The sequence below is a fragment of the Microbispora sp. CA-102843 genome (genome assembly GCF_050936215.1).
Lineage (GTDB): Bacteria > Actinomycetota > Actinomycetes > Streptosporangiales > Streptosporangiaceae > Microbispora.
Genome location: NZ_JBNJNF010000001.1, coordinates 2932662 through 2957445 on the forward strand (window position 1 = coordinate 2932662; position 24784 = coordinate 2957445).

Here is a 24784-nt window from a genome sequence, read left to right on the forward strand (position 1 = left end):
ATGAGCGTAACGATGGTTTCCGGGCCGGCGGCGGGGGCGTCCCGCAGGACCCGCCTGGTGGAGGTTGTCGTCCCCGTTTACAACGAGGAGCGCGTCCTGGCCGCGAGCGTGGGGCGGCTGCACGCCTATCTGAGCGGCGACTTCCCGTACGGCTTCCGCGTGACGATCGCCGACAACGCGAGCACGGACGGCACGTGGACGGTCGCCCAGCGGCTGGCGCGGGAGCTGCCGGGGGTGCGGGCCGTCCACCTCGACCAGAAGGGCCGGGGCCGGGCGCTGCGGCGGGTGTGGGAGTCCAGCGACGCCGACGTGGTCGGCTACATGGACGTGGACCTGTCGACCGACCTGGACGCGTTCCTCCCGCTGATCGCGCCGCTGATGACCGGCCACAGCGACCTGGCGATCGGGACCCGCCTGTCCCCGTGGTCCAACGTGGTGCGCGGCCCGAAGCGCGAGATCATCTCCAGGTCGTACAACCTGCTGCTGCGCTCGCTCATGGGTGCGCGCTTCTCCGACGCGCAGTGCGGGTTCAAGGCGGCCCGCACCGAGGTCGTGCAGGCCCTGCTGCCCGCCGTGAAGGACGAGGCGTGGTTCTTCGACACCGAGCTGCTGCTGCTGGCCGAGCAGCACGGGCTGCGCATCCACGAGGTGCCGGTCGACTGGGTGGACGACCCCGACAGCCGGGTGGACATCGTCAAGACCGCTGTGGACGACCTCAAGGGCATGTGGCGGGTCGCCCGGGGGAGTCTCGCGGCCCCCGCCGCGCCGCCGTCCCGGACGTCGGTGCGCACGCAGATCCCCGTCTTCGCGGTGATCGGGGCGATCAGCACCGTGGCGCACCTGGCGCTGTTCTGGATGCTGCGCTCGGTGCTGCCGCCCGTGGCGGCCAACGCGATCGCGCTGTTCGTCACCGCCGTCGCCAACACCGCGGCCAACCGCCGCTTCACCTTCGGCGTACGGGGACGGGCGGGGGCTCTGCGGCACCACCTCGGCGGGCTCGTCGCGTTCGTCGCCGGGCTCGCGCTGACCAGCGGAGGCCTGGCCGCGCTGCCCGACGGCGCGCCACGGGCGGCCGAGCTCGCCGCCGTCATCGTGGCGAACGGCCTCGCCACCCTGCTGCGCTTCCTGCTCCTGCGATCCTGGGTCTTCGCGCCCCGGAAGGACTCCCGTTGACGCTCCTCGCCTCTGTGACCCCGATAAGCCACCGGGCCGGGGCGGACCGCGTGACCCCCCTCCTACGCTGGGGGAAGTGGGCCGTCCTCGCCCTCGCCGCCGTGTTCTACACCTGGGCGCTCGGCCGCAACGGGTACGCCAACGACTACTACGCCGCCGCGATCTACTCCGGAACGAAGAGCTGGAAGGCGTTGTTCTTCGGCGCGCTGGACGCCGGGTCGTACATCACCGTCGACAAGCCGCCCTTCGCGCTGTGGGTGATGGGCCTGTCGGCCCGGATCTTCGGGTTCGGCACGTGGAGCATGCTGCTCCCGCAGGCGGCGGCCGGAGTCGCGTCGGTCGCCCTGGTCCACTCCGCCGTACGGCGGGCGTTGCGCGGGCTCGACGCCCGCGCGGCCGGGGCCGCCGCCCTGCTGGCGGCGCTCGTCATGACGCTGACCCCCATCACCGTGGCCATCAACAGGGACAACAACCCGGACACCGTCCTGGTGCTGCTGCTGGTCGCGGCCGGATGGTTCTGCCTGGAGGCGGTCCGCACCGGGCGCCTGCGCACGCTGCTGATCACCGCCGTGCTGGTGGGCCTCGCCTTCAACACCAAGATGCTCCAGGCGTACCTCGTGCTGCCGGCGTTCGCGCTGACCTATCTCTACGCCGCGCCGGGGACGTTCGTACGCCGGATCGGGCGCCTGCTGGCCGCCGGCGCGGTCCTCGTGGTCACCAGCGGCTGGTGGATGGCCGTGGTCGACCGGTGGCCCGCGTCCTCGCGGCCGTACATCGGCGGCAGCACGGACGACACCGTCTGGGACCTCGTGATCGGATACAACGGCCTGGGCCGGATCTTCGGCGGCGCGGGCAACGGCGGCGGCCCGGGAAGACTTCCCGCCGACGCCCCGGAAGGCGTGACACGTGCCCTCGGCGGCGGCATGGGCGGTGGCCCAGGTGGTGGCGCCGGTGGCGGCTTCGGTGGCGCGTCCGGCGCGGGCAGGCTGTTCAACGACGTCATGGCGGGCCAGATCTCCTGGCTGCTCCCGTTCGCCGCCGTGGCCCTCGTCTGCGGCCTCGTCCTGGTCGCCAGGCCGGGCCCCGGGCCGTCGAAGGGGACGGCCAGGGACGCGGTGCGCGCCTCGCTGCTGGTGTGGGGCGGCTGGCTCGTCGTGCACTACGCCGTCTTCAGCTTCTCCAGCGGCACCTTCCACCCGTACTACACGACCGCGATGGCGCCCGCGATCGCCGCGCTGACCGGCATCGGCGGCGTGCTGATGTGGCGGGCGGCACGCGCCTCGGCCGCCTGGCGGCTGGTCCTGGCCGCCGCGGTCGCCGTGACCGGAGCCTGGTCGTTCGTCGTGCTTCGCCGTACGCCGGAGTTCGTGCCGTGGCTCTCCTGGGCCGTCGCGGGCGGCACGGCGGTCGCGGTGCTCGCCCTGGTGGTCACGGCGCGCGCCTCCGCTGCACGCGCCTCCACAGCACAGCGCGCGGAGAGCGGCGACCCGGCCGGGCGTGGGGGCCGGACGGCCGCGCGGATCACGGCGGTGGCGCTGGCCGCGGCGGTCGCGGCCGGGCTGGCCGGTCCCGCGGCGTACGCGGTGACGCCGCTGGGCACGGCGGTGAACGGCACCAACCCCACGGCGGGGCCCTCACAGGGCATGGGAGGACCGTTCGGCCGAGGCGGCTTCGGCGGCCCCGGCGGCATGACCCCGCCCGGAGGCACGCGACCGGGAGGCGCGACGGCTCCCGAGGGCGAGGCACCCGGAGGGAACGCGCAGGGCGGCGGCGCACAGGGTGGCAGCGCACAGGGGGGAACGGGTCCGGGCGGACGCGGCATGCGCGGGCCCGGCGGCCGGATGGACACCGCGATGGCGGCGTACCTGAAGCGGAACAAGGGGAGCGCCACCTGGCTGGTGGCGGTGGACAGCGCGCAGAGCGCGTCGTCGCTCATCCTGTCCACCGGCGAGCCGGTCATCGCGATGGGCGGATTCACCGGCTCCGACCCGGCGATGACGGTCGAGAAGCTGCAGCGGTACGTGGCCGAGGGGAAGCTCAAGTACATCCTGATCGGCGACGGAGGCTTCGGGCCCTCCCGCGGCGCGAGCGCGGACGTCACCGAATGGGTGAAGGCGCACGGCACGCAGGTCGAGGCCGCGGAGTACGGCGGAACGGACAGCGGCACGGGCGGCGGCTCCTCGCTCTACAAGCTGGGCTGACGGCGTTCGGCCGCCTCCTCAGCGGGTACGTGATGGGCCTTCCGACCGACGAAAGGACGATCTCAGATGGACACGGAGGGCTTCATCGCCCTGCTCAACGAGGACCTGGAGAGCGAATACCGCTCGATCGTGCAGTACGTGCAGCACACGGCCACCATCAAGGGCGCGGAGTACCTGTCGATCATCGAGGAGCTCAAGCAGCACCTCGGCCAGGAACTCAACCACGCGAGCACGCTGGCCGAGCAGATCGACTTCCTCGGCGGCGTGCCGACCGTCCACGTTCCCGAGGTGCCGGTGGCGACCGATGGAGCCGACGCCCTCCGGCTCGACCTGGAGCTGGAGCAGGAGCAGCTGCGCCGCTACCGCGAGCGCGTGGAGCAGGCCCAGGAACTCGGCCTGAGCGACGTGGCCGAGGCGCTGCGCCCGCTGCTGCAGCAGACGCAGGACCACGTCATGGACCTGCAGACCGCCCTGGGGAAGTGACGGACGGCCACAGGCGCGTGAGATGCGCGGGCGCGCGGCCCTGGACGGGCCGCGCGCCCGCCGCGCGCCGAGGGCGGCGATCTCCACGGCACGCCCGCGGACGTGCGCGTGTTCACGAGGAGCGGCGCTACGAGGTGTGCTCGTCCGCAAGGCCGGTGCCGCCGCCGAACATCGTCGCCGCGGTCTCCCGGCCCAACGCCTGGTTCTCGGCGACGTAGGGCCGCAGCTCCGCCTCGTACGCGGCGAAGGCGGCCGCGTGATCGCCGCCGGCCGAGGCCAGGGCGCGCGCCAGCGTCCAGGCGCCGATCAGCGCTTGTGAGGTGCCCATGCCGCTGGTCGGCGCGGCGCAGTACCCCGCGTCGCCGAGCAGCGCGATCCGGCCCGACGACCAGCGGTCCAGGTGGACCTGGCAGGTCGAGGCGAAGTAGAAGTCGCCGGCTTCGCTCATCGCCTCCAGCAGCCGGGGCGCCTGCCAGCCGCGCCCGGCGAAGGCGGCGCGCACCGCCTGCTCCTGCTCGTGCCGGGGCCGCCTGTCGAGTGCGGGCGAGGCGGTGGAGAAGGAGAGACTGACCGTGAGGCGCTCGGGGTCGCCCGCGCTGAACAGGTAGATCGCCGTGTCCTTGCCGTGCTGCAGCATTCCGCTGCGGCGCAGGCCGAGGTGGTTGGCGGTGCTGAAGCCGGCACCGGAAAGGCCGAGGTGCCGCAGCGCCTCGGCGTGCGGGCCGAAGGCCAGCCGCCTGACCTTCGAGTACACGCCGTCGGCGCCGAACACCAGGTCGAACTCGCGGGTGGCGCCGCGTTCGAACTCGACCGTGACCCCGGACTCGTGCTGGGTCAGTGCGCTGATCGAGTCGTCGAACACGTACGCGACGTCGTCGGCGGTGATGCGGTGCAGGATGCGGGTCACCTCCCGCTTGGGCACCTCCAGCTCGCCGGCGAACGCCTCGGCGGGCAAGCGCCCGATATCGGCGCCCTCCTCGTCGACCAAGGTGGTGCCGCCCATTCTGGTGTCGTGTCCGCGGACCTCGGACAGGATGCCCATCTCCTCAAGCACCTCGAACGCCGCGCCGCGGAAGTCCACGGCGTAGCCGCTGTCGCGGAGATCCGGCGCGCGCTCCACCACGGTCACCTCGTAGCCGTCGCGGTGCAGGAAGTAGGCAAGGGCGGGTCCGGCCACGCTCGCACCCGAGATCAGAACCTTCGTCGTGGTCATGGCACGACCGTAGCGTGGATTTGTCCATATGGTCAAACCGGTTGGATAAACCATTTGGGCAAGCCGTCCGGTATGCTGCGCGGCATGGGAAACCGAGAGGATCTGCTGGCCGGCGCGAAGCGGTGTCTGATCGAACGCGGCTGGGCGCACACGACCGTCCGCGACATCGCCGCAGCCGCCGGGGTCAGCCACGCCGCGATCGGCTACCACTTCGGCTCCAAGGACGCCCTGCTCACCCAGGCCCTGGTGGAAGCGGTCGACGAACTCTCGCAGGAACTCGCCTCCCGTGCCCCGTCCGGTAAACCCGAGGAGGGCTGGCAGGCGCTGATCGACAGCTTCACCAGCCACCGGGCGTTGTGGGTGGCCCAACTCGAGGCCGTGGTGCAGGCCGAGCGGTCACCGGAGGTACGCGAACACCTCGCGAAGGGGCAGCGCGAGGGACGGGAGGGACTCGGCGGCTCGGTGCCGCTCGCCCTGCTGACCGGTCTGATGCTGCAATGGCTGGTGGATCCGGACCGCGCGCCCGGCGGCGCTGAGGTGATCGCCGGGCTGCGCTCGCTCGCCGCCGACCTCTGACCGGCTCAAGGCTCGCCAGCCGCTGGCGGCGCCTCGCGGTGCGCGTACGGCGGGCGGGTCAGCGCGGCCGGGCGTAGTCGTCGAGGGCGCGCACGATCAGCGCCCTCGCGTCGTCGCGGAAGGCCGCCACCTCGCAGAACTCCTCGAACGCCTGGGCGTAGAAGGCGACGTCCTCGGCGTCGCGAAGCAGCAGATCCCTGGTCCTGGTCGCCACCCCGACCATGCAGTCGTCGTAGATCCAGAACGAGTTCATCAGCGCGGACGGCAACTGCGCCTCGAACGGCAGCAGCCCGAACTCCACGTTCGGCAGCGTGGTCACCGCGATCAGCCGGTCGAGCTGGCCGCGCATCACGTCCGGGGGCGCGAGCCGGTAACGCAGCACCGCCTCGGGCATGACGAACCGGAACCGCCGCGTCGGGTCGTACAGGATCTCCTGGCGGCGCATGCGGACGCGGATGGCGTCGTCCACGTCGTCGGTGGACTCGTACACCCGCCTGACCTTGCCGAAGATGTGCCTGGCGTACTCGGTGGTCTGCAGCAGGCCGATCACCACGCCCGGCTCGAACGCCCGGAACAGCAGGGTGCGCGTCTCCAGGTCGCGGACGTCCTCCTGCAGCGCGGCCAGGCCGTTCCTGTGCCGCTGCCGCCAGGAGTCCTGCCGCTCCAGCAGGCCGGCCGCCTGCCGGATCAGGCCGTCGATCGTCTGCGGGTCGGCCTCCACCGCCTTCCCCCACAGGGCCACGTCGTCCTCGGTGGCGGTCTGGCGGGCGTTCTCGATCCGCGAGACCTTCGACGGCTGCCAGCGCAGCCGCTCGGCGAGGTCCTTCCCGGACAGGCGGGCGTTCTCCCGCAACTGGCGTAGCTGGGCTCCCAGGTCCATGCGGGCCTGATGGAAACCGCTCACTCACACCTCCGGCCACGGTGCGGTCCAAGGTAGACCCGGCACGCCGGATCACGCCAGAGGGCGGCTCTCAATCGCGATCGGACAGGACCCGCCGGGCGATCTCGACGAGGAGTTCCCTCGGCACCTCGACCGCGGTCTCCCCGTCGAGCACATGGCGCAGGTCGGCGCGGGCCTCGCGGTCCACGATCTCCAGGCCCTGGACGACTATCGTGCCGCGGTCGGTCTCGTAGAGGGAGGGGCAGGCCCCCGCCTCCGACGTGGAGCCGAGAAAGCGCAATCGCATGTCCTTCCCCCCATTTCGCAGCGATCGCGCGCAATCCTAGTCACGAGGGAACGGGCACGCACACGGCGCGAAGACGCTCCCCGAGCGCCTTCGCCTGGGCGTCGAGGAGCGGGCTGGCCGCGACGCCCCTGCCCAGCAGCCCGTGGACGACGAAGTTGAGCGCGTGCAGGTTCGGCAGCGCGAACCGCTCGATCGGCAGGTCGCCGACCTCCGGCAGCAGTTCCCTGAGCCGGTCCACGGTCAGGAACGCCGCGAGCCACGGATACCGTGCGGGGTCGCGCACCCAGACGCCGAGGTTGGCGTCGCCGCCCTTGTCGCCCGAGCGGGCGCCGACGACCGTGCCGAGCGGCGCGACCGGGCCGGCCGCGAGATCCCCGGCGTACGGCGGAACCGCGGCGCCTGCCGCGTCGCCGGGCGGCCCGCCCGCCTGCTCGCCCAGAACCGGACCGGGCGGCGGAGCGTGCGGCACCTCGACGCGGACTCCGTCCACGGTCACCACCGGGAGCACGGCCCGCGCGTCGGCCGAGGAGGGCCAGTAGACGCCGTAGGGGGAGGCGTCGCCCGGCGGGGTCAGGCCGTAGAAGCCGGGGTAGCTCGCCAGGCCGGTCTCCACCACGGCGGAGGAGAACGCCCGCCCGGCCCTGCGCGGATCGGGGTCCATGACCGTGATCCGCAGCAACGAGGTCCCGGCGTCGTCCCCGCGATCCACCTCCGCATGGCCGATGGGGGTCAGTTCCACGTGGACCTGCTCGAACGACTCGCGGGGGACGCGCGCCCAGATCGCCTCCTGCGCGATCCGGGCCTTGGCCGCGATGTCGAGGCCGGTCAGCACGAGCGTCATCGTGTTGCGGTAGCCGCCGAGATAGGTGACGGCGACCTTCAGCGTGTCAGGAGGGGGCTCGCCGCGCACGCCCGTGATCCTGACCCGGTCGGGCCCCTCCTGCTCCAGCCGGATGGTGTCGAACCGGGCGGTCACGTCCGGTCCGAGGTAGCGGGGCGAGGCGATCTCGTACAGCAGTTGCGCGGTCACGGTCCCGGTCGAGACCAGCCCGCCGGTGCCGGGGTGCTTGGTGATCACGCTCGACCCGTCGGCGTGCAGCTCGGCGATGGGGAAGCCGCAGCGGGCGAGGTCGGGCACCTCCTCGAAGAAGGCGTAGTTGCCGCCGGTCGCCTGGCAGCCGCACTCGATCACATGCCCGGCGACGACGGAACCGGCCAGCGGGTCGAGGTCGCCCGGGTCCCAGCCGAACCACCACATGCCGGGCCCGGTGACCAGCGCGGCGTCGGTGACCCGCCCGGTGACGACGACGTCCGCGCCGTGCTCCAGCGCCACGGCGATCGGCCGGCCGCCGAGGTAGGCGTTGGCGGTGAGCGGGGTCGCCCGCAGGGTCTCGCCGGTGTCCGCGTTGACCGGCGGCTCGGCCGGCGGCATGAGGTCGTCGCCGGTGACGTGGGCGACGGCCGCGCGCAGCCCGAGCCGGTCGGCCAGGGCCGAGACCGCCTCCGCGCAACCGGCCGGATCGAGGCCGCCCGCGTTGGCGACGACTCTGATGCCCCGATCGAGGCAGGTGCCGAGGACCTGCTCCATCTGGGTGAGGAACGTACGCGCGTAGCCGGGGCGGCCCTTGAGCCGGTTGCCGGCGAGGATCGACATGGTGAGCTCGGCCAGCCAGTCGCCCGTCAGCACGTCGATCGGCCCGCCCTCGACCATCTCCCGGGCGGCCGACAGCCGGTCGCCATAGAAGCCGCCGCAGTTCGCGACCCGCATCGGTCCCGGCCGCCCGGCCTCCGCCGTCATCGCCGGGCGTCTCCGGCCGGGGCCTCGGAAGGAACCCAGGCGGCGGGCCGTTTCTCGGCGAACGCCCGGATGCCCTCCTGCCCCTCCTCCGAGGTGAAGCGCTCGGCCGACAGCGCGGCCATCGCGCGGAACCCCTCCTCGACCGGCAGCAGTGGCACCTCCCGCACGAGCCGCTTGGTGATCGCCAGCGCCTCGGGGCCGCCACGCAGCAGCATGCCGGTGTAGTGCGCCACGGTCGCGTCGAGGTCCTCCTCAGGGACGGCCCGGGTCAGCAGGCCGATCTCGACCGCGCGTTCGGCGGTGAAGACCTCGCCGGTGAGGAAATACTCGGCCGCGGCCCGGGGCTCGAGACGGCGCAGACAGGTGACCGCGATCATGGCGGGGGCCACCCCGAGCCGCACCTCGGTGAAGGCGAACGACGCGGTCGCCGGGGCCACGGCGAAGTCGCAGGCCGCCACCAGGCCGAGGCCGCCCGCTCGCGCCGTGCCGTTCAGGCGGCACACGACCGGCTTCGGGCTCTCCCAGATCCGCAGCATGATGTCGGGGAAGGACGCGGTGACCGGCGCCCCTCCGCCGCGCTGCTCCTTCAGGTCGGCGCCCGCGCAGAACACCGGTCCCGTGCCGGTCAGCACGACGACCCGTACGGCGGGCTCGTCCAGCGCCCACGACAGGGCGTCGTCGAGCTGCCGCAGCAGCCGGGACGACAGGGCGTTGCGGTTGTGCGGCGAGTCGAGCGTGATCGTGGCCACGCCGCCCGCCTGCTCCCGGCGTACCAGGGTCTCCTGGGGTTCGCTCATGGCTGCGTCGCCTCCTCGCCCGGATTCGCGCCGGTCTCCGGGCCGCCTGCCACGCCCGGATCCTGGTCGGCCACAGTGTCCGCCGCAGTGCTGCCCACAGTGTCGCCCGCAGTGTCGGCCACGGCAGCGGGCTCCGTTCCGGTGCCTTCCGCGTGTGGGCCGCCGTCCGGCTCCGGGGGCGGCGACGGCTCGATCACGGCGAGCGGCACGCCCGCCTCGACCTGCGCGCCCGGCGTCACGTGCAGCGCGGCCACCGTGCCCGAGGCGGGGGACACGATCAGGTGCTCCATCTTCATCGCCTCCAGCACGACCACCGGCTGCCCGGCCTCGACCACGTCACCGGGCTTGACCTCGACACGCAGGACCGTACCCGGCATCGGGGCGGGCAGCGCACCCGGCGTCACGCGCGCGGCGGGCTCGGGCAGCCGCCCGGCCGGGGTGAGCCGCACCGGACCGAGCGGGGAGTCGACATGCACTATGCCCGGGTTCATGTCGGGGTAGGCGGCCACCTCGAAGGTGTGCCGCAGGCCCGCCGTCTCCAGCACCACCCGGCCGGGTTCCGCCGCCACGAGCGTGACGTCCTCGAAGCCCTCGGCCCGCAGCCCGTCCCTGGTCAGCCGGTAGGCGACCTCCAGGCGTCCGCCGTCCTCGACGGCGAACACCGTGCGTTGGGCCTGGGAGGGGACGTTGCGCCAGCCGCTCGGCAGCCCGCCCAGCACGCCGCCGGCCCGGGCGGCCGCGCGGTTGGCCGCCGCCCCGGCGAGCGCCGCCGCGAGCGCGGACAGCCGTGCGGCCTCGGGACCGGCGAGCGGGGCCGGTGCGGGATGCCGGTCGAGGAAGCCGGTGTCGAGCGCCCCGGACAGGAAGTCCGGGTGCCGCAGCACGCCCACGAGCAGGTCGCGGTTGGTCGTCAGCCCGTGGATCCGCGCCCGCGCGAGCGCGCCCGCCAGCCGCCGGGCCGCCTCCGCCCGGTCCCGGCCGTACGAGACGACCTTGGCGAGCATCGGGTCGTAGTGGACGCCGATCTCGGTGCCGGAGGCCACTCCCGAGTCGAGCCGCAGCCGGGCCCCAAGACCGAACTCACTGTCCACGCCGGGGATCTCGAAACGGTGCAGCACGCCGCTCTGCGGGCGGCCCCCGGCGTCCTCCGCGTACAGGCGGGCCTCGATCGCGTGACCGACCGGGCTCGGCGGCAACGCGGCGAGCTGGGCGCCCTCGGCCACCTCGATCTGCAGCCGGACCAGGTCGACCCCGTAGACGCACTCGGTGACCGGGTGCTCCACCTGGAGGCGGGTGTTCATCTCCAGGAAGAAGAAGCCTTCGTCCGACAGCAGGAACTCGACGGTGCCCGCGCCCTGGTAGCCGATCGCGCGGGCGGCCCGGATCGCCGTCTCGCTCAGCTCGCGGCGCAGCTCGGGGGTGACCGCGGGGGAGGGGGCCTCCTCGATCACCTTCTGGTGGCGGCGCTGGATCGAGCACTCGCGCTCGCCGAGCGCCCAGACCGTGCCGTGGGCGTCGGCGAGGATCTGCACCTCGATGTGACGGGCGCCCTCAAGCAGCGGCTCCGCGAACAGCGTGCCGTCGCCGAAGGCCGACAGCGCCTCCCGCCGGGCCGACTCGACGGCCCCGGCGAGATCGGCCGGATCGCGCACCACCCGCATGCCGCGCCCGCCGCCGCCCGCCGACGCCTTGACCAGCACGGGAGCCGTCATCTCCAGCGGGCCGTCCGCGGACAGCGGGATGGTCGGCAGGACCGGCACGCCGGCCTCCGCCATCAGCGCCTTGGCCTCGATCTTCTTGCCCATCGCGGCGACGGCCTCGGGGGAGGGGCCGATCCAGGTCAGCCCGGTGTCCAGCACGGCGCGGGCGAAGCCGGGGTTCTCCGACAGGAAGCCGTACCCGGGATGGACCGCGTCGGCTCCCGACCTGCGGGCCGCCTCGACGATCCGCTCCGGATCGAGGTACGCCAGGGGGGCGCCCAGCCGTACGGCCTGGTCCGCCTCGGCGGTGTGCGGGGCGGACGCGTCGGCGTCGGTGAAGACGGCGACGGTCTCGATCCCCAGCTCGCGGCAGGTGCGGAAGACCCGGCGGGCGATCTCCCCGCGGTTCGCGACCAGCAGGCGCCCGATCATGACCCCTCACCCCCGTCGATCTGCATGAGCACGGTGTCGATGAGCACGGTGTCGATGAGCACGGTGTCGATGACCACGGTGTCGATCAGCATGGTGTCGATGAGCATGCCGGTCACATCCGGAAGACGCCGTAGCCGGCCCGGCCGGCGTCCGGCGATCCCGCCACCGCCGACAGACACAGTCCGAGCACCGTACGGGTGTCGCGGGGGTCGACGACCCCGTCGTCGTACAGCCGGCCGGACAGGAAGAACGCCGCCGACTCCGACTCGATCTGCGCCTCGACCGCCGCGCGCATCGCCGCGTCGGCCTCCTTGTCGTAGACCTGCCCCCGCGCCTGCGCGGCGGCCCTGCCCACGATCGACATGACGCCCGCGAGCTGGGCCGGCCCCATGACGGCCGACTTCGCGCTCGGCCAGCTGAACAGGAAGCGGGGGTCGTAGGCCCGCCCGCACATGCCGTAGTTGCCCGCGCCGTAGGAGGCGCCCATGACGATCGTGATGTGCGGCACGGTCGAGTTGGCCACCGCGTTGATCATCAGCGCGCCGTGCTTGATGATGCCGCTCTGCTCGTACTCCCTGCCGACCATGTACCCCGTGGTGTTCTGCAGGAAGACCAGCGGCGTACGCGACTGGTTCGCGAGCTGGATGAACTGGGCGGCCTTCTGGGACTCCGCGCCGAACAGCACGCCGCTGGCGTTGGCGAGGACCCCGACCGGGTGGCCGTGGACGCTCGCCCACCCGGTGACCAGGCTCGGCCCGTAGAGCGGCTTGAACTCGTCGAAGTCGCTGCCGTCCACCACCCGGGCCAGGACCTCGCGGGGGTCGAAGGGGACCTTCAGGTCCTCCGGCACGATTCCCAGCAGTTCGTCCTCGTCGTACAGCGGAGCCGCGTAGGCGGAGGCGGGAACGTTCCCGGCCTTGCGCCAGTTGAGCCGCCGCACGATGCGGCGGCCGATCCGCAGCGCGTCGTACTCGTCGGCGGCGAGGTGGTCGGCCAGCCCGGAGGCCCGGGCGTGCATCTCGGCGCCACCCAGCGACTCGTCGTCGGACTCCTCACCGGTGGCCATCTTCACCAGGGGCGGGCCGCCGAGGAACACCTTGGCCCGCTCCCGCACCATGACGACGTGGTCGCTCAGGCCCGGCACGTACGCGCCGCCCGCGGTGGCGTTGCCGAAGACCAGCGCGATCGTCGGGACGCCCTCGGCCGACAGCCGGGTCAGGTCGCGGAAGACCTGGCCGCCGGGGATGAAGATGTCCTTCTGCGACGGCAGGTCCGCGCCGCCCGACTCCACGAGGTTCACGTACGGCATGCGGTTGCGCAGCGCGATCTCCGCGGCGCGCAGCGTCTTGCGCAGCGTCCAGGGGTTCGACGCGCCGCCGCGCACGGTCGGGTCGTTGGCGGTGACGACGCATTCGACGCCCTCGATCACCCCGATGCCGGTCACGACGCTCGCGCCGACGGGGTACTCGGTGCCCCAGGCCGCCAGCGGGGACAGCTCCAGGAACGGCGAGTCGGGGTCGACGAGCAGTTCGATCCGCTCGCGGGGGAGCAGCTTGCCGCGCTCCCGGTGCCGTTCGACGTACTTCGGCCCGCCTCCGGCGACGGCCTTTGCGTGCTCGGCCTCCAGCTCGCCGAGTTTCGCCAGCATGGCCTCGCGCCGTGTGCCGTACTCGCCGCTGGAGGTGTCCAGCCGGCTCACGAGCAGCGTCATGGCACCACCGAACCGAGTTCTGTCACGGGATGATCCTCGGTGGTGAGCCGCCGTCGCGTCAACGAGCCGGGTCCGGCCTCCGGATCGGCCCCGGCCCCGTCTGGATCAACCACAGTGTGACCACGCGCTGCTCCAGGCGGCGGTGGCGTAGCCGCCACCCCAGATGACGCACGTGCCCTTGGCCGGCAGCCGGAGCGGCCCGGCGTAGGCCGTGTAGGAGCCGGAGTCGTTGGCCGACGAGCCGTTCTTGACCTTGAGCACGGCGCTCATCTTGATCTTCCCGGGCACGACGTACTTCGACATGGTGATCACGCAGTTGTAGCCGTTGGACGCGTTGTAGAGCAGGTAGGTCGTCGCCTGCCCGTAGGAGTGCGAGTCGACGACGGAGTAGCCGCTGCCGCACACGCCCTTGGCCGTGTAGGGGTTGGGCTTGGGCGCCGCGGTCTTCGTCGGGGTGGGCTTCGCCGTCGCGCTGGGCTTGGGCGCCGCGGTGGTCTTCGTCGGCGCCGGGGTGGGCTTGGGCGGCGCCGTTGTGGTCTCCGCGGACGGAGTGGTCTTGGGGGCGGGACTGGGCTCGGCCGGGGGCGGGACCGCGTGGGAGGGCGACGGCTGCGCCTGGCGGGTGCGCGACGGGGAGGCGGCCGGCTTCGCGCTCGCGCTGGGCCGCCATGCCGCCGGACTCGGCGAGGAGGACTTCCTGGTTTTGGGCCGCGCGGGGGTGGTGACCAGATCGGACGGCTGCGGGATGGGCACCTCGTCGTCCCGGGACTCCGTCACCGAGGGCGACGCGGCGGGGCCGAGGGCGTCCTCTGAGGAGATCTGCCGGGCGGACACCCACGTCGGCACGAGGAAGGCCGCCGCCGCGAGGGCCGACACCCCGATCCCGGCCGCCGTCCACGTCAGCACCGGCCGCCGCGGCCTCGACCCGTCGGGGCCGGGCCCGCGCCGTACGGGCGGTGGAGGCGCTCCGGCACCCTGAGGGCCCGGTGCGGGCGCGTGTGGCCCGGGCGCGGGTGCGGGACCGTGCGGTCCTGCCGGGGGCGCCTGCGACCCGGGCTGGTGTGGTCCCGGCGCCTGCGGGTGGGGTGCCGGAGGCGGCGGCGCTGCGGCGGGCAGTACGGGCACGGTGGGCTGCCCGGTGAGCCGCGCGACCACGTGCTCGGCCGAGGGGCGCAGCGCGGGGTCCTTCGACAGGCAGGCGGCGACGATGTCCCGCAGCGGCGCCGCGAGGTCGCCCAGGTCGGGCGGCGCGTGCAGGATCCGGGTGATCACCGAGGGGATCGAGTCCGCTCCGAAGGCGGGCCTGCCGGTGGCGGCGAACACCATCGTGACGCCCCAGGCGAACATGTCGGCGGACGCGGCCGCCGTGCCACCCGAGAGCACCTCGGGGGCCAGGTAGGCGGGCGTGCCGATGGACGCGCCGGTCGCGGTGGACTGGGGCGAGTCGGGCGCCCTGGCCACCCCGAAGTCGATGACGACTGGGCCCTCGGGACCCATCAGGACGTTGGCCGGCTTGAAGTCGCGGTGGGTGATCCCCGCCCGGTGGATGGCGGCCAGCGCCGTCGCCGTGCTGATGGCGAGCCGTTCGAGCGCGGCGCCCCGGCGCGGTCCCTCCCGGTCCACGAGCTGCCGCAGCGACGGCCCGGACACGAACTCGCTGACGATGAACGGCTGGTTACCGGCGAGGTCGGCGTACAGGACGGGGGCCGTGCAGAAGGGCGCGACCCGCTGCGCCAGCGCCACCTCGCGCAGGAACCGCTCCCGGGCCTCGGGATCGGCCGTCAGCCGGGTGTGCAGCAACTTGACCGCGACCTGCTCGCCCGCCGGGCCGCGCCCGAGGAAGACGACCCCCTGGCCGCCCTCCCCGAGCCGGTCGACGAGCGTGAACGGGCCCAGGCGGTCGGGATCCCCAGCCTCTAACGCCACCATCGCCCCCGATTACCCCTGCAACCTGATAATGGGACCAAACGCTACCAGCGCGGTCAGATAGCTTTACCGGGGTTGAGTATGTTCAGCGGGTCGAACACCTGCTTGATGCCCTGGTGCAGGTCGGCGGCCACCGGGCCGGTCTCCAGGCCGAGCCAGCGCTTCTTCAGCAGGCCGACGCCGTGCTCGCCGGTCAGCGTCCCGCCGAGGTCGAGCGCGGCGCGGAAGACCTCGTCGGCCGCGGTCCAGACCTCCTCCGGCGGCTCGGCGAGACCGCGGTCGAACACGAACACCGGATGGACGTTGCCGTCCCCCGCGTGGGCGACCGTCGCGATCAGCACGCCGTGCCGGGCCGCGACCTCCTCGATCGTGGTGATCATCTCGGGGAGCGCCGAGCGGGGCACGCACACGTCCTCCACCAGGCACTGGCCCAGCCGCTCCTTGGCGTGGTAGGCCAGGCGCCTGATGCCGATCAGCTCGGTGGCCTCCTCCGGCGTGGACGACACCGCGACGAACGACGCGGCGCCGCACAGCGCGGCCATCTCGTCCGCCGAGCCCTCCGCCTGGGCGATGAGCATCGCCCGGGTGGACGGCTCCAGCCCGATGTTCTTCCAGTCGTCGATGGCCTGCAGGGTCGTGCGGTCCATCAGTTCGAGCATCGACGGCTGGCAGCCCGCGGCGACGATCGCCGACACGGCCGCCGCGGCGTCGCGCAGCGAGGTGAACTCGGCGGCGACCGTGGCCATCTCGCGCGGCGCCCGCCGCAGCCGCAGCGTCGCGGCGGTGATCACGCCGAGCGTCCCCTCCGACCCCACGAACAGGCCGGTCAGGTCGTAGCCGGTCACGCCCTTCATCGTGCGGCGGCCGGTGGTGAGCACGCGGCCGTCGGCCAGCACGACCTCGAGACCGAGCGTGGAGTCGCGGGTCACGCCGTACTTCACGCACCGCAGGCCGCCCGCGTTGGTCGCCAGGTTGCCGCCGATGGTCGAGATCTCGTACGACGAGGGGTCGGGGGCGTACATCAGGCCGTGCTCGCGGGCCGCCCGGTCGAGGTCGGCGTTGATGACGCCGGGCTCCACGACCGCGATCTCGTCCTGCGGCGACAGCTCGCGGATCGCGGTCATCCGCGCGAGGGACAGGACGACGCAGCCGTCCACGGCCGTCGCCCCGCCGGCGAGCCCGGTGCCCGCGCCGCGCGGGACCACCGGCACGCGGTGCTCGCTCGCCCAGCGCATCGTGGCCACGACGTCGTCGCGGGACTGCGCGAGCACCACGCCGAGCGGCCTGCCCGGCGGCACGAACGTGCGGTCCCTGGCGTACGAGTCGACGACGTCGGGATCGGTGAGGACTCGCCCGTCCGGCAGCGCCGCGGCGAGCGCGGAGGTCAGCTCGTTCACAACTGGACTTTACGGCACGGTTCGGTATCGGGTGCCATCCGGAATTATTAACGGTTTTCGGTACAGATCACATTTTGACAACCATACCGTTTGCCTCTTTACCCTCCCTTTACCCCCTCGTTTAAGGTCCCGCATGCGCGCTCATCCCGGCGCGCTGTGCATGGGTGTCCGGGGAACCCGGACGGGAAGGGATCTCGTTGTCCAGAAGAATCCGGCGTCTCGCCGCGATCGTGCCCGCGCTCGGGCTGGCGGCAGGAGGTCTGGCGGCGGCTGGTGCGGCTGCGGCGCCCACGGCGGGCTACCAGCCTTCCGCCAAGGACCACTACATCAACTACGCGCCGCCGCGTGTGCAGGGCGACTTCACCACGACCGAGGAGAAGGTCCCGGCCAAGGGGGCCAAGCGCACCGCGGCCCTGGCGCAGGCCGTCGACCACAAGTTCGCGAGCGGCAACCCTGTCGCGGCGCGTGTGCTGGCCAAGCACGAGAAGCAGGCGATCAGGACCGGAAAGAACCCCTTCGACTTCATCTACAAGAAGGCGAAGACGACCCGGACCGCCAAGCTCCTCACGCTGCTTGTCGAGTTCAACGACCAGGCCAACGACGACTTCTCCGGCTGGTCGCACCCGAAGACGATCGACGACGTCGACGACTGCGTGACCGAGCCGCCGGGCACCAAGCTGAACGGCCCGCTGCACAACAGGATCCCCAACCCCGCGACCGCAGGCGGCGGGGGCAAGGACAACAATTCCATGTGGGTGGCCGACTTCAACACCGCCCATTACAACAACATGCTCTACACCTCCAAGGGGATCACGACCCGGGTCCGCCCGGACCTGACCGACCCCCGGGACGGCAAGAAGGGCATCGACATCTCCGGCTCCACCATGAAGAACATGTATGAGGAGATGTCGAAGGGCGCCTACACCGTCACCGGCCAGGCCGTCGGCTGGATCAAGGTCCCGCACTCCGAGGCGTGGTACGGCGCGGGCAAGTGCCACACCTACCCGCAGGACATGACCGGCCACCCGGACAACCCGCGCGGCGCCGCCCAGCTGGCGGTCGACGCGGTCGACGCGCTCGTGAAGTCGAACCCGAACTTCCCGTGGGCGGACTACGACGTGGAGGACACCTCCGACGCGGACGGCGACGGCAACTACGACGAGCCCGACGGCGTCATCGACCACCTCGTGCTGATCCACGCCGGCGAGGACAAGTCGGGCGGCGGCGGCGCCGAGGGCACGCTCTCGCTGTGGGCCCACTCCAGCGACGTGGCCGGCGGCTACACGATCCCGGGCACGAACGTGAAGATCTCCAACTACATCCTGCAGCCGGAGGACGCCGGGGTGGGCGTGTTCGCCCACGAGTACGGCCACGACCTCGGCCTGCCGGACCTGTACGACACCACCGGCGCCGGCGACTCCGACATCGACTTCTGGGACCTGATGTCGAGCGGCTCGCACTCCGGGCCGATCTTCCAGTCCCTGCCCACCCACATGGGCCTGTGGGACAAGTGGGTGCTCGGCTGGGCCAACCCCAAGATCATCGAGCCGGGCGGCAAGAACCAGCTCGTCGCGGTCGGCCAGACCTCGCGTACGCCGAAGGGCACCGAGGACGGCGTCCGGATCAACCTGCCGGACAAGCAGAACATCATGACCACCCCGCACAGCGGGTCGAACGTGTGGTGGTCCAACAGCGACCAGGACTGGGCCGACAACAAGCTGAGCAGGACCGTCGACGTCCCGGCCGGACCGGACGCGAAGTTCCGGTGGTGGAGCGACTGGGGCATCGAGGCCGACTGGGACTTCGGTTTCTTCGAGGTCTCCGCCGACGGCGGCGCCACCTGGACCGAGCAGAAGATCTACAACGAGGACGGCAGCCTCGCCAGCACCGGCGACGACTACACCGACCCCAACGGCCGCCTGAAGGACTACGGCAACAAGAAGTACGGCCTCACCGGTGAGAGCGGCGGCTGGCACCACCTGTACGTCGACCTCGCGCCGTTCGCGGGCAAGTCCGTCCAGATCCGCCTGCGTTACGCCACGGACGCGGCGTCCGTGCAGCGCGGCTGGTTCAACGACGACTTCTCGCTGAACAACGGCGCCACCGCGGTCTGGACCGACGACGTCGAGGGCGGCGCCAACGGCTGGACGGCCACCAAGGGCACGTTCACCGACAGCAGCGGCGCCGGCTGGATCATCCACTCCGGTCAGGAGCAGGCGGCGCAGTACTACCTGGCCGAGTGGCGCAACTTCGACGGGTTCGACAAGGGCCTGCAGTACGCCTACGACACGACCTGGCTGCGCGACGGCGCCTGGAAGGTCGAGAAGGTCAAGTACAACGCCCCCGGCCTGCTCGTCTGGTACCGCGACACCTCCGTGTCCAACAACGACGTCTCGGGCCGCACGTTCGACCTGCCGTCGGTGGGCCCGAAGGGCGAGCTCCTCATCGTGGACTCGCACTTCGACCCGCTGCGCCGTACGGGCGAGGCGGCGGCACACGACCCCACCACGCTGAAGAACCTTCCGTCCCGTCCGCAGTCGTCCAACGCGGCGTTCAACTTCGTCGGCACCTACCCGTTCAAGGAGTGCGTCGAGGGCGAGCCGTTCAAGGAGTACTGCACCTCGTTCGGCAAGCAGGCCGCGGTGACGGCGTTCACGGACGCCAAGGGCTGGTACCCCGGCCTGGAGGTCCGCGACGACAGCCTCTACTACCGTCAGCGTGACTCCTCGGCCGTCGTCCCGTCCAAGGACAACCAGCAGTACTCGACCCGGATCGTCCACGCGGACGGCACCCCGGCGAAGGAGCTGTACGGCACCGACATCGGCGGCGCGATCCTCGGCACCGGCAACCCCGGCGACGAGGGCAAGCAGCTCGGCGTGCAGATCAAGCTGATCAGCCCGCTGCCGGCCAACCTGGGCGCGATCGTCCAGGTCACCCCGGCGAAGAAGTAACCACCTCCAGGTGGTCTCCGTGCCCGGCCGCCGTCCGCTCCGGACGGCAGCCGGGCACACTCATGTCCGGGTTCTGCGGAATGCGCGCCCGTGCCCGGCGGCCCCTAGCATGTGAGCGTGCGGAGCAAGGCGGATCACACGGCGGCCATCCACCGGGAGCGGAGAGCCGCCGTCGTCGTGAACACCAAGTCCCGGCGAGGCCGCCGCCGCTACGCCGAGGTGGTGCGGCTGCTGAAGGAGCGGGACTTCCGGCTCACCGGCGTCCACCCGGTGACCGACCCGGCCCGGCTGCGCGACGTCATCACCCGGGCGCTCGAACCACAGCCCGACCTGCTCGTGGTCGGCGGCGGCGACGGCACGCTGAGCAGCTCGATCAAGCACGTGGCCGGCCGCGACGTCGCCCTCGGCGTGCTGCCGCTCGGCACCACCAACAACTTCGCCCGCAGCCTCGGGCTGCCGCTCGACCTGGCCGGGGCGATCGGCGTGTTCACCGCGGGCAAGGTGGCCGACATCGACCTCGGCGTCTGCGGCGACCGGCCCTTCGCCAACCTCGCGAGCTTCGGCGTCTCGGTCGAGGTGGCGGGCACCGTCAAGCCGTGGGTCAAGCGGATGCTCGGCCGGGCGGCCTACCCGCTGACCGCGCTCACGATCCTGCCGAGGCACCGGCCGTTCCGCGCCTACATCACGGTGGACGGCAAACGCCACGAGCTGCTGACCCATCAGCTCAACATCGCCAACGGCCGCTTCCACGGCGGCTGGCAGATCGCCAGGGACGTCAGCATCGACAACCGCAAGCTGGTGGCCTACCAGCTCGGCTCGGGCAAGCGGCTGCGACTGCTCGGGGAGACCCTCGTGCGGGCGACGACCGGCAGATGGACCAGCCTCGCGGGCGGGCCGTTCGTGACCGGCCAGGAGATGCTGCTGGAGACCGACCCGCCGATGGCGGCCGACATCGACGGCGAGGTGCGGCTGCGCACCCCGCTCGTGCTCAGGACCATCCCGAACGGTGTCCGGGTGATGGTCCCGCAGAGCTTCGAGGACACCTGATCTCTAGCCGGCCTCCTCGTTCTCCTCGGCCGCGAGAGTCCGGTAAGCGGGCCGCAGCAGGTCGAGGAGCGGGATGTGCCTGGCCTTGACCTGCGGCGGGTCCAGTGCGCGCAGCAGCAGGTCGGGAGGCGACCCGGGATCGGCCGGCGGGCCGAGGCGGGCCGGTGAGGCGCCGGACTCGTAGAAGTCGCCGACCCGCTCGGCGAACGGGACGTCGGCCACGTCGAGAAGCCGGGGTATCCCACCGCCCGGCTCACCCGGAACCTGTCCGCCGCCGGTGGCGCGGAGGGCGTCGAGCAGCGCCTCCCTGGCCATGCCCCGCCAGGCCAGCACCAGGAACGGATCGTCGTCGAACGTCTCGGCCAGCAGGTACAGCACGGCCGACAGGTGCTTGCACGGAAATCCCCAGTCGGGGCAGGAGCAGGCCATGTCCAGCCCGCGCTCGCCGGGGAACAGCGGCAGCCCGCACCCGGAGAAGACGTCCTCGATCTCCGGCGGCATCTCCCCGGCGAGCAGCTTGGCCCGGTGGAGGGCCTGCGCGGCCAGCGCCTCGACCAGCCCCGCCCACTCCCGCTCGCCGTACGCCGTGATCCGCACACTCACGTCGTACGGCTTCGGGCGCGAGCCCTGCACCCGGGCCTTCACCAGGCCGGAACCGAGGTCGAGGTCGAGCACCTGGCCCCGTCGCGCGTACGCGCGCCCCCGGCTCAGCCTGCCCGCGTCGCAGACGCGCTCCAGGATGTCGATGAACCGCCGCGACCACCACTGCTCGCCGATGGACCCGCGCTTCGAGCGCGCCTTGATGCCGCCCTCGACCCTGATGGGCCGCGCGGCCTCGAACCAGCCGTCCCGCCCGACCGGCATTCAGCTCACCGCCTCGGGGGACAGGCGGAACAGCTCGCGCAGCTCCGCTGTGGACAGCCCGGCGATCCAGTCCTCGCCCGTCCCGACGACGCTTTCGGCCAGGGCCTTCTTGCGCTCGATCATCTCGTCGATCCGCTCCTCCAGGGTCCCCGCGCAGATGAACTTCCTGACCTGCACGTTGCGGGTCTGCCCGATGCGGAACGCCCGGTCGGTGGCCTGATTCTCCACGGCCGGGTTCCACCACCGGTCCACGTGCACGACGTGGTTGGCGGCGGTGAGGTTGAGCCCGGTGCCGGCGGCCTTGAGCGACAGCAGGAAGATCATCGGCTCGTCGTCGGTCTGGAACCGCTCCACCAGCGCGTCGCGCGTCTTCTTCGGCAGCCCGCCGTGCAGCCAGAGCACCGGGCGGTCGAGACGCGCCGCCAGGTAGGGCTGCAGCATCGAGCCGAACTCGGCGTACTGCGTGAAGACCAGCGCCTTGTCGCCCTCGCTGACGATCTCCTCGGCCAGCTCTTCCAGCCGGGCCAGCTTCCCCGACCGGCCGGTCAGCCGGGAGCCGTCCTTGAGCAGGTGGGCGGGGTGGTTGCAGACCTGTTTGAGCCTGGTCATCGCCGCCAGGACGTTCCCACGCCGCTCGATGCCCTCGCTGCCGGCGATCCTGTCCATCATGTCCTCGACCACCGCCTGGTAGAGGCTCGCCTGCTCAGGGGTGAGCGTGCACCAGACCTTCATCTCCATCTTGTCCGGTAGGTCGGAAATGATCGTCTTGTCGGTCTTGAGGCGCCGCAGCACGAACGGGCCCGTGGCCCGCTTGAGCGCGGAGGTCGCCGTCTCGTCGCCCCGCCGTTCGATCGGCTCCTGGTAGCGGTCGCGGAAGGCCCTCGCCGATCCGAGCAGGCCGGGGTTGCAGAACTCCATGATCGACCACAGCTCGGCCAGATGGTTCTCGACCGGGGTGCCGGTCAGCGCCAGCCTCGTCCGCGCCGGAAGCGAGCGCACCGCCTGGGCCTGCCGTGCGGCGGCGTTCTTGATGGCCTGGGCCTCGTCGCAGACCAGCCGGGCCCAGGCGAACCGGGCCAGAGCGTCCCGGTCACGCAACGCCGTGCCGTACGTCGTGAGGACGAGGTCGGCCACGCCGACCCGCTCGGCCAGTTCCTCGCCGCGCAGGCGGCCAGTGCCGTGATGGAGGTAGACGTCCAGCGAGGGCGCGAAGCGGGCGGCCTCCTTCTGCCAGTTGCTGAGCAGCGACATCGGGCACACCAGCAGCGTCGCCCCGGTTCGCTCGCCCGATTCACGCTCTTTCATCATGAGTGACAGTGTCTGGGCGGTTTTACCTAAGCCCATATCGTCCGCGAGGATGCCGCCGAGTCCGATTTGGGACATGAAGGCGAGCCAGGCCAGGCCGCGCTCCTGGTAGGGCCGCAGCGTGCCGTGGAAGGCGGCCGGGGTCGCGACGGGTTCGAGACGGCGGTCGGCCTCGCCCGACAGCAGGTCGCCGAGCAGGCCGTCGGCGTCCACCTCCACGAGCGGGAGTTCGTCGTCCCCGCCGTGGACCACCTCCTGGATGACCTCCCCGATCGTCATCTGACCCGAACCGCGGCGCTCCACGGCCCTCAGCGCGGCGTTCAGCTGCCGGGCGTCCAGCTCGACCCACTGCCCGCGCAGCCGGACCAGCGGCACCTTGAGCCGGGCCAGCTCGGCCAGCTCCGCCTCGCTGATCGTCTCGTCGCCGACGGCCAGCTCGGCCCGGAAGTCCACGAGCTGCGCCAGCCCGAACCCCTGGTCGGCGGCGGCGCCGGGTCCGGAGCGGGACCGTGCGGTGAGCTTCAGGCCGAGCCGGGTGCGGCCCGCCCACGCGGGCAACTGCACCCCGAACCCGGCCGATTGAAGGAGCGGCGCGGCGTGCCGGAGGAAGTGGAAGGCCCCCTCCACGTCGAGGCCGACGTGCGCCGGCCGGGCCTCCCGGAGGGCGTCGTCGATCCTCGGGTAGAGGCGGGCCGCCCGGCCCAGCCCGGCGAGCAGGGTCTCGTCCGGCCGCCCGGGCAAGCCGGGCAGGGTCTCGCCCGTCCAGACGAGGGGAGCGGGCACGTAGAGGCTCGGGTCCTCGGCCGACTGGAGGGCGAACTCGACCCGCCACGCCGCCGCGCCCGCTTCGGCTGGTGCGCCCGTTTCGGGCACTGCGTCCCTGCGCGGGGTGGGGTCCCCTTGGGCCTCGCTCGCCCCGTCGGCCGCGATGTCCTCATGCGCCGCCGCGCCCGCTCGTGCTGCGGCTTGCGCCGGGGCCTGCTCGGCCGCCACCCGCGGGCTCGTGGTCGCCTCGTGGCCCGGCTGCTCCTCGGGCAGGAGGGGCTCGACGAGGCGGAAGCACACCTTGACCGGGCCGTCGAGCTGGTGGGCCGCCCTGAACCAGTCCTCCAGCGGCCGGGCCAGCGCCTCCGCCTCCTCCCGGCGTGCGCCGGGAAGGGCCGCCGTGTCCCCGGTGAGCGCCACCGTCCACCGGTCGGCCAGGGGACTGCGCGGCCCGGGACGGTGCCCGCGCAGCAGGCGCTCCGGCAACGCCTGCCGTACGGCGGCGTCGGCCAGGCCCGCCAGCGCCTCGATGAGCACATGGGCGGACGGCCGCTCCTCTCCGACGGCCCGGCAGACCGGCGGCATGGCGGTGGCGAGCTCACGGAAGCGGTCGGCGTGTGCGCCGGTCAACACCGGCCGCCAGCGCGCCGCGTAGCCGCCGTCCTCGGCGACGAGCTGGGGCAGCACCCGGCCGCGCCGCACCAGGTCACGGGCGTGGGCGGCGACGACCGTGAGATAGCGCAGGGACGGCCCGGCGGCGGGTGGCGGTTCGAACGCCCCCGTCAGCAGCCGCAGCGCGGGCCCCGGTTCGACCAGCAGCACGGGCACCCGCCACGGACTGATCCTCGCGCGGCGCGCGGTGATCCGCAGTCCGGTCTCCGGGGAGGGGAGGGGACTGGTGGCCGAACTCGGCAGCAGCAGCACCGCCTCGCCGGACACGGCCTTGCCCGCGGCCTCGGCGGCGGCGTCCCCCCAACGCGGCAACTCCGCGGCGAGGGTGCTCGCCGGGGCGGCGAAGGGGTGGGCGCGCACCTCCGCGCGGGAGGCCACCGGCTCCGCGCCGGCCGTCTCCTCCGCCCAGAGCACGAGTTTCCCGCCGTCCCAGGCGGCGTGGATCACGAGCACGCCGTCTCCTTCGCCTGGGGCGCGAGCCGCCCGCCGTTCCCGGCCGCGTCAATCACGAGCACGCCGTCTCCTCCCGCCAATTCGGAACGCTAGCAGCGGAAACAGGGCTCCCGAGCCGCTCCCGCCGACGCCT

At 72.6% G+C, this 24784-nt stretch carries 17 protein-coding genes; 6 read left to right on the forward strand and 11 right to left on the reverse strand.

Features of this window, described 5'->3' with window-relative positions:
- The 3 genes from ACQEVJ_RS13805 (at nt 1) to ACQEVJ_RS13815 (ending at nt 3857) form a co-directional block, all read left to right on the forward strand.
- On the forward strand, nt 1-1173 hold the full coding sequence (locus ACQEVJ_RS13805; RefSeq protein ID WP_433100836.1) for a glycosyltransferase: 1173 nt from the start codon (nt 1-3) through the stop codon (nt 1171-1173).
- Nucleotides 1174-1223: 50 nt separating this feature from the next.
- A complete protein-coding gene (locus ACQEVJ_RS13810) occupies nt 1224-3374 on the forward strand; it encodes a glycosyltransferase family 39 protein (RefSeq protein ID WP_433100838.1) in 2151 nt (716 codons plus the stop codon).
- Between the two features lie 66 nt (nt 3375-3440).
- Nucleotides 3441-3857, forward strand: a complete 417-nt coding sequence (locus tag ACQEVJ_RS13815; RefSeq protein ID WP_433100840.1) for a ferritin-like domain-containing protein — start codon at nt 3441-3443, stop codon at nt 3855-3857.
- A gap of 127 nt (nt 3858-3984) precedes the next feature.
- On the opposite strand, the gene ACQEVJ_RS13820 is transcribed toward ACQEVJ_RS13815, so the two are convergent.
- Nucleotides 3985-5070, reverse strand: coding sequence for an FAD-dependent monooxygenase (locus tag ACQEVJ_RS13820; RefSeq protein ID WP_433100842.1), 1086 nt, complete (start codon nt 5068-5070; stop codon nt 3985-3987).
- Nucleotides 5071-5154: 84 nt separating this feature from the next.
- Between ACQEVJ_RS13820 and ACQEVJ_RS13825 the strand changes: the two genes are divergently transcribed.
- Nucleotides 5155-5646 (forward strand): TetR/AcrR family transcriptional regulator, encoded by a 492-nt coding sequence (locus ACQEVJ_RS13825; protein ID WP_433100844.1) that lies wholly within the window; start codon nt 5155-5157, stop codon nt 5644-5646.
- Nucleotides 5647-5704: 58 nt separating this feature from the next.
- Here ACQEVJ_RS13825 and ACQEVJ_RS13830 read toward each other — a convergent pair whose 3' ends face one another.
- From ACQEVJ_RS13830 to ACQEVJ_RS13865, 8 genes are all read right to left on the reverse strand, one after another.
- Nucleotides 5705-6550 carry a helix-turn-helix domain-containing protein gene (locus ACQEVJ_RS13830; protein ID WP_433100846.1) on the reverse strand — a complete coding sequence of 282 codons (846 nt, stop codon included), beginning with the start codon at nt 6548-6550 and terminating at the stop codon, nt 5705-5707.
- Between the two features lie 67 nt (nt 6551-6617).
- Entirely contained in the window at nt 6618-6833 is a 216-nt protein-coding gene (locus ACQEVJ_RS13835) for a hypothetical protein (protein ID WP_433100848.1), read from the reverse strand.
- Between the two features lie 40 nt (nt 6834-6873).
- Complete coding sequence (locus tag ACQEVJ_RS13840) at nt 6874-8631, reverse strand: acyclic terpene utilization AtuA family protein (RefSeq protein ID WP_433100849.1); 1758 nt, start codon at nt 8629-8631, stop codon at nt 6874-6876.
- On the reverse strand, nt 8628-9428 hold the full coding sequence (locus tag ACQEVJ_RS13845; RefSeq protein ID WP_433100851.1) for an enoyl-CoA hydratase-related protein: 801 nt from the start codon (nt 9426-9428) through the stop codon (nt 8628-8630). Before ACQEVJ_RS13845 ends, ACQEVJ_RS13840 begins: the two co-directional genes overlap by 4 nt.
- The gene (locus ACQEVJ_RS13850; protein WP_433100853.1) at nt 9425-11560 is read right to left on the reverse strand and encodes a biotin carboxylase N-terminal domain-containing protein; all 2136 of its coding nucleotides are present in this window, start codon (nt 11558-11560) and stop codon (nt 9425-9427) included. Before ACQEVJ_RS13850 ends, ACQEVJ_RS13845 begins: the two co-directional genes overlap by 4 nt.
- Nucleotides 11561-11672: 112 nt before the next feature.
- Nucleotides 11673-13271 (reverse strand): acyl-CoA carboxylase subunit beta, encoded by a 1599-nt coding sequence (locus tag ACQEVJ_RS13855; protein WP_433100855.1) that lies wholly within the window; start codon nt 13269-13271, stop codon nt 11673-11675.
- A gap of 105 nt (nt 13272-13376) precedes the next feature.
- Complete coding sequence (locus ACQEVJ_RS13860) at nt 13377-15200, reverse strand: protein kinase domain-containing protein (RefSeq protein ID WP_433100857.1); 1824 nt, start codon at nt 15198-15200, stop codon at nt 13377-13379.
- Nucleotides 15201-15253: 53 nt separating this feature from the next.
- A complete protein-coding gene (locus ACQEVJ_RS13865; protein WP_433100859.1) occupies nt 15254-16594 on the reverse strand; it encodes an FAD-binding oxidoreductase in 1341 nt (446 codons plus the stop codon).
- Nucleotides 16595-16791: 197 nt separating this feature from the next.
- Between ACQEVJ_RS13865 and ACQEVJ_RS13870 the strand changes: the two genes are divergently transcribed.
- Together ACQEVJ_RS13870 and ACQEVJ_RS13875 are read left to right on the forward strand one after the other, a co-directional pair.
- A complete protein-coding gene (locus ACQEVJ_RS13870; RefSeq protein WP_433100861.1) occupies nt 16792-19545 on the forward strand; it encodes an immune inhibitor A domain-containing protein in 2754 nt (917 codons plus the stop codon).
- A gap of 117 nt (nt 19546-19662) precedes the next feature.
- Nucleotides 19663-20592 carry a diacylglycerol/lipid kinase family protein gene (locus ACQEVJ_RS13875; RefSeq protein WP_433100863.1) on the forward strand — a complete coding sequence of 310 codons (930 nt, stop codon included), beginning with the start codon at nt 19663-19665 and terminating at the stop codon, nt 20590-20592.
- A 3-nt stretch (nt 20593-20595) separates the two neighbouring features.
- Here ACQEVJ_RS13875 and ACQEVJ_RS13880 read toward each other — a convergent pair whose 3' ends face one another.
- Both ACQEVJ_RS13880 and ACQEVJ_RS13885 read right to left on the reverse strand, forming a co-directional pair.
- Nucleotides 20596-21456 (reverse strand): SWIM zinc finger family protein, encoded by an 861-nt coding sequence (locus ACQEVJ_RS13880; RefSeq protein WP_433100865.1) that lies wholly within the window; start codon nt 21454-21456, stop codon nt 20596-20598.
- Nucleotides 21457-24651 carry a DEAD/DEAH box helicase gene (locus tag ACQEVJ_RS13885; protein ID WP_433100867.1) on the reverse strand — a complete coding sequence of 1065 codons (3195 nt, stop codon included), beginning with the start codon at nt 24649-24651 and terminating at the stop codon, nt 21457-21459.
- Nucleotides 24652-24784 lie beyond the last annotated feature (133 nt).